Here is an 11,508-nt window from a genome sequence, read left to right as displayed (position 1 = left end):
GACCCTCGCCGACGACCCCGACCAGCGCCGCCGACTGGGTGCCGCCGGCGAAGCCGTGGTAGCCGCCAATCGCGGCGCGCTGGAAAAGACGCTGGCAGGCATCGCGGCGCGCCTGCCAGCGGACGTACACGCCTAGGGCGTGTGGCGTTCGACGCCCTTATCCGTCCCCAACAACAAGACATCGGCGCCGCGCTGGGCGAAAAGCCCGTTGGTGACGACACCGACGATATTGTTGAGGCGCTGCTCCATGGCTTTGGGGTCCTCAAACAGGTATTCGTAACCGTCGAGGATCTGGTTGCCGTTGTCGGTGACCACGCCGTCGCGGTAGACCGGGGTGATGCCCAGCTTGACCAGCTCGCGCGCCACGTAGGAGCGCGCCATGGGGATTACCTCGATGGGCAGCGGAAAACCACCGAGCACCTCGACGTGCTTGGAGGCGTCGGCGATGCACACGAAACGTTCCGCGCAGGCCGCGACGACCTTCTCGCGTGTCAGCGCCGCGCCGCCGCCCTTGATCATGTTGAAGTGCGCATCGATCTCGTCGGCGCCGTCGACATAAACCGGCACCGTCCCCACGTGGTTGAGTTCGAAGATATCGATACCGTGGCTGCGCAGGCGTTCGGCCGTGGCATCCGAGCTTGCCACGGCGCCTTGAAAGTCGTGCTTGTGCTCGGCCAGCAAGTCCACGAAGAAATTGGCGGTGGAGCCGGTGCCCACGCCGATGATGGCGTCGCGGCCGAGCAAGGGCTTGATATCCTCGATGGCGGCGGCAGCCACCGCGCGCTTGAGTTCGTCTTGGGTCATGGTGCGTCCGTATGGGCGTTCGTAACGAGTCGTTTAAAAGTTTGCATAAAGGTTCGTGTAAACGTCCTTGTGAAGGCGTATCGGCGAAATCCGTATCCATTATAGAGCTTATTCTCGCTGTATAAGAGACATGACGGCAGGCGCGGGACTGGACGCTACGCCGCGCCCTCTGCTAACAATAGAAGTTTGCTATCGGCTGGCCAGCCCCCTCTGGCGCGCCGGTTTCACAATGAGACGCGCACATTCGCAGGACACACCAGAATGCTAGAAGAGACCGCCAAGAAAATCCTCCAGGCACGTGTATACGAAGCGGCCCGGGAAACACCGATATCTACTGCCCCCTTCCTTTCCCGTCGTCTCAACAACACGATTCTGATCAAGCGTGAGGACCTGCAGCCGGTCTACTCCTTCAAGATTCGCGGCGCCTACAACAAGATGGCCCAGCTAAGCGAAGAGCAGAAGGCCAAGGGCGTGATCGCCGCCTCTGCCGGTAACCATGCCCAGGGCTTGGCCATGGCCGCCAAGCAGATGGGGGTCAAGGCGACCATCGTCATGCCGCGCATCACGCCGGACATCAAGGTGCAGGCGGTACGGGCCCGTGGCGCCAAAGTCGTGCTCAAAGGTGATGCCTTCGGCGAGGCACTGGCGCACGCGCGCGAGTTGATCGACGAGCATGGTTATACCTACATTCCGCCCTTCGATGACAATGATGTGATCGCCGGCCAGGGCACGGTGGGCATGGAAATCTTGCGTCAGCATAGCGGGCCGCTGGATGCGATCTTCGTGCCCGTCGGCGGTGGCGGCCTGCTCGCTGGCGTAGTGGCCTATATCAAGTACCTGCGCCCCGAAATCAAGGTCTACGGGGTCGAGGCGGAAGACTCGGCTTGCCTCAAGGCGGCCATGGAAGCCAACGAGCGCGTCACCCTCGACCAGGTCGGCGTGTTCGCCGAAGGCGTCGCCGTGTCGCAGATCGGCGAGGCGCCATTCGAGATCCTGCGCCACTGGATCGACGGTGTGGTCACGGTCACTACCGACGAGATATGCGCGGCGGTCAAGGATATCTTCGAGGACACGCGCGCCGTTGCCGAGACCTCTGGTGCGCTGTCGCTGGCCGGGCTCAAGAAGTATATCCAGCAAGAGCGTGTCGACGGCCAGACGTTGTTGTGCATCAACTCAGGTGCCAATACCAATTTCGACCGTCTGCAGCACATTGCTGAGCGCACCGAGCTGGGCGAACAGCGCGAGGCGATCCTGGCGGTGACGATCCCCGAGCGCCCCGGCAGCTTCAAGAAGTTCTGCAAGACCATCGGCAAGCGCATGGTCACCGAGTTCAACTATCGCTACGCCGATCCTGAGAAGGCGCATATCTTCGTCGGGGTGCAGGTCAAGCCGGGTGGCGACGATCGTCAGGCGGTGATCGACAAGCTGCGCGAGGCCGACTACCCGGTGGAGGATCTTACCGATAACGAGTTGGCCAAGCTGCACATTCGTCATCTCGGCGGCGGGCGCCCCAAGGAACACTTCAGCGAGGAAGTCTATCGCTTCGAGTTTCCCGAGCGTCCCGGTGCATTGATGAACTTCCTGACGCATCTGCCCGCCGACTGGAATATCTCGCTGTTCCACTATCGCAATCACGGGGCGGCGTATGGCCGGGTCTTGGTGGGCATGCAGATTCCCAATGGCGCCCGCGCGCATGTCGAGGAGCACTTCGAGCGTATTGGCTATCGTTACTGGAAAGAGTCCGACAATCCGGCCTATCGCCTGTTCATGGCGTGAGTTGCCCAACGTCATGCGACGAGTGCCTTCATAGGCGCCGATTATGAGAACTTATATTCCCATAGGTTCTCATGTCGGTAGCATGACAAATATCCAATAAGAACGTTGTTCGTTAACCAAACGTTTCATTCTTGTGCCCGAGGCCAGTTGTCAACCCCTACGGCTGGCCCTATAGTCGTAAGCGTTATTTGGGGTGCTATAAGAAACAGTCTTTTACGGAGCAGGAAATGAAACGCAAGCCTGATTTGGTCATGGCTTTAGTCATGTTGTTTGGCTTGGGTGTCGTGGCGACGGGTTACGCACAGACATTGATGGGCACTTGATGAGCGCCCTGGTATCTGGGCGTATTCGCCGGTCGTCTTGAACGTCCGAGTGTTTGCACCATGGATCGCCGAGCGGCCGACGATGGCTTTCCATCGTCGGCCGCTCGCGTTATGGGCGTACGGTGCGGACGTCGCTGACGATGGCATCGAGGGGCACATCCCAGTCCGCGATCGGTAGACGCTCAACGTACTGACAGTCGTGGGCGAGACCGATCATGCACGGGTGCGGGCGACGCAGGCGTCTAAAGGCAAACGTACGGTCGTAGAAGCCACCGCCCATGCCCAGTCGATTGCCTTGGGTATCGAACCCGACCAGCGGCATGAGCACCAGATCCAACGCCCAGGCCGGCAGGCGCCGTGCGCGATGCGCACCATGGCGCGTGCTCGGTTCCGAGATGGAAAAGCGGTTGGTGCGCATGGGCGTCTGAGCGTGGTAATGCACGAACCACAGGCGATTGTCGGACAGCGGGCGCAGCACCGGGAGATACACTCGGACGCCACGGCGACGGAACCACGCGATCAGCGGTGTCGGGTCGATCTCGCCGTCATTGGGCAGATAGAGCGCGACGCGGCGCGCGCGTTTGACCTCCGGCAATCGACGCAGATGGCGACATAGCGCATAGGCGGCCTGGCGACGTTGCGATGCGGAAAGTCGACGGCGGCGCCGGCGCAATTCGCGGCGCAGGCTGCGTCGGTCGGATAGCTCAAGAGGAAGTTCGTGCGTCATGTTCGGTGAGGTTCCCCAAAGTGCCGCTGTCGTTTTGGCCCTGAACCTAAAGGTTCAAGGTGGGTGGCCGCAGACGAGTCATCAGGCTTTCCGTCGCACGGACATGCACACAGACCCGTCTAGCATTTAGCCCCCATGGTAATGCGCATAGGCTCGAGGGAATATAACGACTGGCGAACACCTCAGGGAACGTTTCTATTCTAGCAAAGACCGAGGCGTGGCCAAAATGCCAGGTACTGTTCGTATCGAGGCAAGAACCTTGTGACAAGCGCTTGCCGAACAATGCCTGAATATCAGCTCGATGGTTTGCTGTCATTTGGGGATGGCGTATCGGCCAGGACTTGTTCCAGGCGTTCGCTAAGGCGCGACAAGCTGGACTCGCTCTCGCGCTGGGTGTCGAGCGCTTCGAGGAGTTCATGCGTGATGTTCAGCGCCGCCATGATGGCGATCTTCTCGGCGCCCTGTACCTTGCCCTGGGAATGGATGCCGTTCATGGCGCGATCCAGATAGCGCGCCGCGCGCTTTAGCTCGTCTTCCTGATCGGGCGGGCAAGCGATCACGTAGGGGCGTCCCAGCAAGGTGATCTCGGTCGTCTGCCGCGAGGCGTCGTTCATGGATCGCTCCAGAGCGGGCCAAGGTTGGGCCCGATGCGGTAAGATGGAACCAAGTTTCCGCGTCATGCGCGGTGGAGGGAACGGCTTCGACGATATCGGCATCCTGCCGTCGCGAGCCTACGTTCGCCGCCATGTAAGCCACTGATCACTATAAAGAGCCGCCCGGTCGCGGTCAACGCGGCCCGGTGGCCTGCAGCACAGGATCGCATCATGTCCCTCATTGACGAACAACTCGATTTTTCACGTGTCGCCGACACCTTCCTCACCCACGGTAGCATGCAGTCACCGGCGTTTCTCGACGGTCGCTTGTGCGCACGCCTGGCGCTGGCCGACATCAGCGCCGATACCTGGCTCGAGGAAGTCTGCGCGACCCTGGGTGTCGATCAACCCAATAGCCGCGAAGACGGCGAAGTCCTGCTCGCCTGGCGGCGGCAAGCGTTGGACGCTCTGGCCGCGCCTGAACTCAACTTCGAGCCGCTGCTGCCCGATGACCTGTTCTCTCTCGCCGAGCGCGCGCACGGTCTCCAGGAATGGACTCAGGGCTTCCTGGAAGCCATCGTCGAGGCCGGCGGCCAGAGTGATGACTGGTCGGCGTCTCTGCGCGAAGTGCTCGAAGACCTTGGCTCGCTCGTCAACCTGGAGACCGAACTCGAGGACAATGCCGAGAACGAGAACGACCTCTTTGCATTGACCGAGCATGCGCGCATGGCTGCCATGCTGCTCTACACCGAGCAGCATCCCGGCCAGCCCCAGGTCGAGCGTGTCGAGAATTCCGAGGATGACGACGCCACTACGCCGCCGTCACAGACTCACTGACGAACCTTTCGGGCCGGGCGTGTGCCCGGCCACTTATCCCCCATCTCCCGCCCTCCGAGGAGCGTCCATGCCTCGTACTGCCTTACCGCGTCCGGCGGCGATTGCTTGTAATGAATACCGTGCCCGCCGTCAGGCGTTGATGGCGGCCTTGCCCGCGCACAGTGCCGTATTGATCTCGGCGGCCTCGCTGGTTACGCGCAACCGCGACAGCGAATACGCCTTTCGTCAGGATAGTGACTTCCACTACCTGAGCGGCTTCCCCGAGCCCGACGCGTTGCTGGTGTTGCTGCCCGGTCGCGACGCTGGCGAAGCCGTGCTGTTCTGCCAAGAGAAAGATCCTTTTCAGGAGGCCTGGACCGGGATACGCATTGGCGCCCAGGCAGCGGTGACGGATTACGGCGTCGATGACGCCTATGAGAACGCCAACCGCGATGTCTTGCTGCCCGAGCTGCTCGAGGGCCGTGAAACACTGTATCTGCCCCTCGATAATGGCGAGATGCTGGCCCTGGCCGAGTCGCTGCGCGCTGAGCTGGCGCCCCAGGCCCGGCGTGGCGAACGCACGCCAAGTGCCTTCGCCGATGTCGCGCCGCTGATCCACGAACGCCGCCTGATCAAGAGCGAGGCGGAATTGGGCCTGATGCGCCATGCCGCGCGCATCTCGGCGCAGGCGCATCGCCGGGCCATGCAGAACGTGTCGCCGGGCCTTCTCGAGTATCAGTTACAGGCAGAGCTCGAGCACGAGTTCGCTTGGCACGGTGCCCGCGCCCCGGCTTATGCCACGATTGTCGGGGGCGGCGAAAACGCTTGTGTGCTGCACTATATTGAAAATAATGCCGCGCTTCGCGATGGCGACCTGGTGTTGATCGACGCTGGCGGAGAGTTCGAGCTCTACGCTGGCGATATCACGCGCACCTTCCCGGTCAACGGCCGCTTTACACCCGCGCAGCGCGCGCTTTACGAGGTCGTCCTCGAGGCGCAATGCCGCGCGGTGACCGCCGTCGCGCCAGATACGACCTTGCGTGCGATCCACGATGGCGTCGTGCGCGACCTGACCGCTGGCCTCATTCGCCTGGGGCTGCTCGAAGACTCGCTCGAGGCGCGAATCGCCGATGACAGCTACCGACGCTTCTTCCTGCACGCCACCTCGCACTGGTTGGGGCTCGACGTACATGACGTGGGCACCTATCGGCTGGACGGCGAACTGCGCGTGCTGGCACCGGGCATGGTGCTGACCGTCGAGCCCGGACTCTATATCCCCGACGCCGAGGACATTCCCGAGGCATATCGCGGCATGGGCATACGCATCGAGGACGATGTCGCGGTGACCGCGACGGGGCATGAGGTGTTGACGACGGACGTGCCTAAGGAAGTGGCTGAAATAGAGGCAATAATGAATGATAGTTGATCGTTTTTTGACCGCTTTAACTTTTATACGTAATTACGTTACGGATACGTAAAACAGATTGCCGCGAAGAGTAAGCCTCTGAGGTCTTGGGAGAGCCCCGCCGTGACTGCCGTCCATGCACTTAACGTGGTACAAAACAGCGTGTCTTGCCATTACGAATGACAAGACCTTTGAAGCCGACAGGGAGAGTTTTCGATGCCGCCTAACCGGGTCGATATCGCCATCGTGGGAGGTGGACTGGTGGGTGCCAGCCTGGCATGTGCCCTGGCGCCGTTGATCGAGCGCCATGGGCTGCGTGTGGCGGTGATCGAGGCCGCGCCGTTGAATGCAACGCAGCCGACGACTTTCCAGCCCAGTTTCGATGCGCGCGCCAGCGCCATCGCGCAAGGCTCGCGCCGGCATTTCGAGCGGCTCGGGGTGTGGGCCTCAATGGCCGAGCGCGCCACGCCGATTCGCCAGATCCACGTCAGCGAACGCGGGCGCTTCGGGGCGACGCGGCTGACGGCCGACGAGTTCTATCTCGACGCCCTGGGTTACGTGATTCCCAACGCCTGGATGGGGCGCGTGCTGCACGCTAGCCTCGAATCGTTGCCGCTGACCTGGCACTGCCCGGCGCGCGTCGAGGACATCGTGCCCATCGCCGACGGCCACCGCCTGACGCTCAGCGACGGTGCCTGCCTCGAGGCCGGCTTGACGGTGCTCGCCGATGGCGGCCGCTCGGGACTCAAGGAGCGCCTGGGCATCGCCAGCCAAGCTCAGTCCTATGAACAGCACGCCTTGATTGCCAACGTCGAGATCGGTCGCGACCATGCCGGCGTGGCGTTTGAGCGCTTCTCGACTCATGGCCCGATGGCGCTACTACCCCTGGCCGGGCGCCGCATGGCGCTGGTCTGGACGCACGCCAAGGTGTCGCGCGAGGAGACGCTGGGCTGGAGTGACGACGAGTGCTTGAGACGGCTGCAAGAAGCCTTCGGTGATCGTCTGGGGCGCTTTCGGCGCATCGGGAAACGTGACGCCTATCCGCTGTCGCTGGTCACCGCCCAGGAACCGGTGCGCCCGCATCTGGCGATCATGGGCAACGCGGCCCACTCGCTGCATCCGGTGGCCGGGCAGGGTTTCAATCTTGCCTTGCGTGGCGTCATGGATCTGGTCACGGCGCTGGAAGCCGGACTGGCGCGTGGTCAGGCCATCGGTGGTGCGAGCCTGCTGGGCGACTTCGAGGACCGTCGCGCCGCCGACCGGCGTAACGTCATCCGCTTCAGCGATGGTCTGATTCGCCTGTTCGGCATCGAGCACGCTGCGTTTTCCCACCTGCGCGCCGCAGGCCTTGTGGGACTCAATATCGTGAGTCCACTGCGACGCACCCTGGCGCGCCGCGCCATGGGGCTGGAGCGATGAAGGCCAATAAGGAAACCAGCATGGATGAGACAACACACGATGAAGTGATCGTCGTCGGCGGCGGCATGGTGGGCAGCGCCCTGGCGGCGCTGCTCGGTGAGGCCGGCATCTCGGTGACGGTGCTCGACGCCCGTTCCACGCCGTTGACGCGTGACGACGTTGGCTACGGCTTGCCCGCGCCACGGGTCAGCGCCCTGACGCCCGTATCGCAACGCCTGTTGACGCATCTCGGCGTCTGGCCGTGGATCGCCGAGCGGCGCGTGTCGCCTTACCAAGGCATGTGCGTCTGGGATGGCGAAGGCAGCGGCGAGATCGCTTTCGCGGCGGCGGATATCGGCCTTTACGAGCTCGGCCACATCGTCGAGAACGACGTCATCCTGGCCGCCCTGGAAGCGCGCCTCGAGGCCTTGCCGAGCGTTACCCAGCGCTTAGACGCACGCGTGACGGGGCTCACCCGCACGGCAGACGCGCAGGAAGTCACCCTCGACGATGGCAGCCGCTGGACGGCGCCGCTGGTGGTCGCCGCCGACGGCGCACGCTCACCGCTTCGTCACCTGGCGGGTATCGACGTCAGCGAGCGCGAGACCGGCCATGTGGCGTTGGTCACCACGCTACGCTGCGAGCATGGCCATGGCGGCGTGGCGCGTCAGGTCTTCCTTCCCGACGGGCCGCTGGCCTTTCTGCCACTGCGCGTCGAGGAAGACGACCATCACTGCTCGATCGTCTGGTCGACTCGTCCCGAGCACGCCGAGCGCCTGCTGGCGTTAGCGCCGGATGCGTTCGCCCAGGCTCTGGGCGATGCCATGGAAGGCCGGCTGGGCAAGATCGAGGTGCTCGACGAGGTACACAACTTCACGCTGATCCAGCGCCACGCCCGCGAATACACTGCACCAGGCTTGGCCCTGATCGGCGACGCCGCGCACAGCATCCACCCGCTGGCCGGCCAAGGCGTCAATCTCGGCTTTCTGGATGCGGCGGTGCTGGCGGAAGAAATCACCCACGCACGCCAACGTGGCGTAGCGCTCGGCGACGCCCGCACGCTGGCGCGTTACGCCCGCCGCCGGCGCGGTGACAACGCCGCCATGCTGGCACTGATGGACGGCTTCCGCCTCTTGTTCGGCGCCAAACACCCTGCATTACGATTGATACGTAACGTCGGCCTCTCCAGTACAGACAAGCTCATGCCTCTCAAGCGCACCATGATCCGCCAAGCCGCCGGCGAACGTGGCGAACTGCCTGCCGTGTGTCGTTAAGATGATCGCTGAGCCGGTCATATGCCTAGTTTAGCGATCATGAAAAGCGTTTGGTCGGTGCGTTGTCAGGCATGCCGAGCAGTACCGCAAGGGCCTGCGGGTCAAGAAGCTTGTGGCAGCGTGCAGCCGCACCTAACCTGCCCGATATCTCCAAAGAAAAGGTGTCATTCGCGAAGGTCCTTCTTTCGCTCATGAACCGTGCGCTTGGACAACGGGCCAAATACCCAGGGAGGTGAGTTCATGACGAAACGCAATCATCAGGGCGTCACGCTTGAGTGCGTGCAGGGTGATATCGCGCGCCAGCCGGATATGGACGCCATCGTGAACGCGGCGAATGCGGCGTTGCGTATTGGCGGCGGTGTGGCGGGGGCGATTCATCGTGGCGCCGGGCCGGAGCTGGAGTGGGAATGCCAGCCGCTGGCGCCCCTTCAGTCGGGGCAAGCGGTGATCACCGGTGCTTATAACTTGCCCAATCGCTCGGTGGTGCATTGCCTGGGCCCGGTGTACGGCGTGGACGAGCCCGCCGAGCCGCTGCTGGCGGCCTGCTATCGCAATGCGCTCGAACTGGCCGAGCAAAACGGGCTGGCCTCCATCGCCTTCCCGGCGATCTCGACCGGGGCCTTCGGGTATCCGCTGGAAGCGGCGACGCAGGTGGCATTCAAGACGCTTATAGAGATGCTGCCCCAGCTATCCTCGGTCAAGCATATCCGGTTCGTGCTGTTTCAGGAGGCGGATGTCCGCGTCCATGAAGAGGTTCTTGAGCGCTCGCTCGATTAAGACGACGTCACTGCGGGACGCCAGACGGTCTAGCCTTCGGCGCCCCTGCCTTTCTCCCGCTCTCCGACGACACCCAAGACATACCCGCTTGAAACCCGGATAATGGCGAGCAATTCGCCTATGGGCGCACCCCGACACCAACCCGGTTTTTGTACATGGAAATCAAGGTCAACTTTCTCGAAAATCTGCGGCTGGCGGCCAAGTTCGACGATTTCACCGTCGAGACCGATCAGCCCATTCGCTACAAGGGCGACGGCTCGGCGCCGAGTCCGTTCGACTACTTCCTGGCCTCGTCGGCGTTGTGTGCGGCCTATTTCGTGCGCTTGTACTGCAACGCGCGGGACATCCCCACCGAGAACATCCGGCTGTCGCAGAACAACATCGTCGACCCCGAGAACCGTTACAATCAGATCTTCAAGATCCAGGTGGAGCTGCCGGAGGACCTTTCAGAGAAAGACCGCACCGGCATCCTGCGCGCGGCGGAGCGGTGCAGCGTCAAGCGCGTGATCCAGAACGCGCCCGAATTTCAGATCGAGACGGTCGAGAACATCGACGAAGACGCTCAGGCGCTATTGATGGGTACGAGCGCCAAGGACGGCGTCGAAGGCGACGAAACCTGGATCGAGGGCAAGGATCTGCCGCTGGAGCGCACCATCGCCAATATGACCCAGATCCTCGAGGACCTGGGCATGAAGATCGAGATCGCCTCGTGGCGCAATATCGTGCCCAATGTCTGGTCGCTGCATCTGCGCGACGCAGCCTCGCCGATGTGCTTCACCAACGGCAAGGGCGCGACCAAGGAAGCCGCACTCTGCTCGGCGCTGGGCGAGTTCATCGAGCGCCTGAGCTGCAACTTCTTCTACAACGATCAGTTCTTCGGCGAGGAGATCGCCGATAGCGCCTTCGTCCACTACCCCAGCGAGCGCTGGTTCCCGCTGGAAGACGACGACGCTCTGCCCGCGGGCATCCTCGACGATCATTGCCGGGCGATTTTCGACCCGGACGGCGAGCTGCGCGGCTCGCACCTGATCGACACCAACTCCGGGCGCACGGATCGCGGCATCGTCTCGCTACCGTTCGTGCGGCAGTCGGACGGCGCGACGGTGTACTTCCCCTCCAACCTGATCGAGAACCTTTACCTCAGCAACGGTATGAGTGCCGGCAACACGCTTGCCGAAGCCGAGGTGCAGTGCCTCTCCGAGATCTTCGAGCGCGCGGTGAAGAAGGAAATCATCGAGCAGGAAATCGTCCTGCCCGACGTGCCGGAGGAGGTGCTGGCCAAGTACCCCGGCATTCAGGAAGGCATCGCCGCGCTGGAGGCCCAGGGCTTCCCGGTGCTGGTCAAGGACGCCTCGCTCGGCGGCCGCTACCCGGTGATGTGCGTGACCCTGATGAACCCGCGCACCGGCGGGGTGTTCGCCTCCTTCGGCGCGCACCCGAGCTTTCAGGTCGCGCTGGAGCGCAGCCTCACCGAGCTGCTTCAGGGGCGCAGCTTCGAAGGCCTGAACGACCTGCCGCAGCCGACCTTCAGCTCGCTGGCGGTCTCCGAGCCCAACAACTTCGTCGAGCACTTCATCGACTCCTCCGGGGTGATTTCCTGGCGTTTCTTCAGCGA

Annotated in this window: 10 protein-coding genes and 1 other RNA gene; 7 read left to right on the top strand and 4 right to left on the bottom strand. The window is 62.9% G+C overall.

Going from position 1 to position 11,508, the window contains the following annotated elements; all coding sequences use genetic code 11:
- Positions 1-132: 132 nt before the first annotated feature.
- The gene (gene rpiA, locus OP495_RS15180; RefSeq protein ID WP_280570493.1) at positions 133-804 is read right to left on the bottom strand and encodes a ribose-5-phosphate isomerase RpiA; all 672 of its coding nucleotides are present in this window, start codon (positions 802-804) and stop codon (positions 133-135) included.
- A gap of 210 nt (positions 805-1,014) precedes the next feature.
- Here rpiA and ilvA point away from each other — a divergent pair, with 210 nt between their 5' ends.
- Positions 1,015-2,580 carry a threonine ammonia-lyase, biosynthetic gene (gene ilvA / locus OP495_RS15175; protein WP_280564384.1) on the top strand — a complete coding sequence of 522 codons (1,566 nt, stop codon included), beginning with the start codon at positions 1,015-1,017 and terminating at the stop codon, positions 2,578-2,580.
- A 432-nt stretch (positions 2,581-3,012) separates the two neighbouring features.
- Here ilvA and OP495_RS15170 read toward each other — a convergent pair whose 3' ends face one another.
- The 3 genes from OP495_RS15170 to OP495_RS15160 all read right to left on the bottom strand — a co-directional run bounded on the left by OP495_RS15170 (position 3,013) and on the right by OP495_RS15160 (position 4,244).
- Positions 3,013-3,630, bottom strand: coding sequence for a 5-formyltetrahydrofolate cyclo-ligase (locus OP495_RS15170; protein ID WP_280570492.1), 618 nt, complete (start codon positions 3,628-3,630; stop codon positions 3,013-3,015).
- A gap of 8 nt (positions 3,631-3,638) precedes the next feature.
- A non-coding RNA gene (gene ssrS, locus OP495_RS15165) (6S RNA) lies at positions 3,639-3,822 on the bottom strand.
- 101 nt (positions 3,823-3,923) lie between these two features.
- Positions 3,924-4,244 carry a cell division protein ZapA gene (locus tag OP495_RS15160; RefSeq protein ID WP_280564364.1) on the bottom strand — a complete coding sequence of 107 codons (321 nt, stop codon included), beginning with the start codon at positions 4,242-4,244 and terminating at the stop codon, positions 3,924-3,926.
- A gap of 210 nt (positions 4,245-4,454) precedes the next feature.
- Between OP495_RS15160 and OP495_RS15155 the strand changes: the two genes are divergently transcribed.
- The 6 genes from OP495_RS15155 to OP495_RS15130 all read left to right on the top strand — a co-directional run.
- The gene (locus OP495_RS15155) at positions 4,455-5,060 is read left to right on the top strand and encodes a UPF0149 family protein (protein WP_280564363.1); all 606 of its coding nucleotides are present in this window, start codon (positions 4,455-4,457) and stop codon (positions 5,058-5,060) included.
- A gap of 67 nt (positions 5,061-5,127) precedes the next feature.
- Entirely contained in the window at positions 5,128-6,465 is a 1,338-nt protein-coding gene (gene pepP / locus OP495_RS15150; protein WP_280570491.1) for a Xaa-Pro aminopeptidase, read from the top strand.
- Positions 6,466-6,660: 195 nt separating this feature from the next.
- Positions 6,661-7,863 carry a 2-octaprenyl-6-methoxyphenyl hydroxylase gene (gene ubiH, locus OP495_RS15145; protein WP_280570490.1) on the top strand — a complete coding sequence of 401 codons (1,203 nt, stop codon included), beginning with the start codon at positions 6,661-6,663 and terminating at the stop codon, positions 7,861-7,863.
- A 20-nt stretch (positions 7,864-7,883) separates the two neighbouring features.
- Complete coding sequence (locus tag OP495_RS15140; protein ID WP_280570489.1) at positions 7,884-9,116, top strand: UbiH/UbiF/VisC/COQ6 family ubiquinone biosynthesis hydroxylase; 1,233 nt, start codon at positions 7,884-7,886, stop codon at positions 9,114-9,116.
- A gap of 240 nt (positions 9,117-9,356) precedes the next feature.
- Positions 9,357-9,893 (top strand): macro domain-containing protein, encoded by a 537-nt coding sequence (locus OP495_RS15135; RefSeq protein WP_280570488.1) that lies wholly within the window; start codon positions 9,357-9,359, stop codon positions 9,891-9,893.
- Positions 9,894-10,048: 155 nt separating this feature from the next.
- Positions 10,049-11,508 (top strand): OsmC domain/YcaO domain-containing protein (locus OP495_RS15130; RefSeq protein ID WP_280570487.1); only part of this gene is annotated, 1,460 nt, incomplete at its 3' end.

The sequence above is a fragment of the Chromohalobacter sp. 296-RDG genome (assembly GCF_029889885.1).
Taxonomy (GTDB): Bacteria; Pseudomonadota; Gammaproteobacteria; order Pseudomonadales; family Halomonadaceae; genus Chromohalobacter.
The sequence above is the reverse complement of the archived record's forward strand: the minus strand, read 5'-3'. Positions and strand labels throughout refer to the sequence as shown.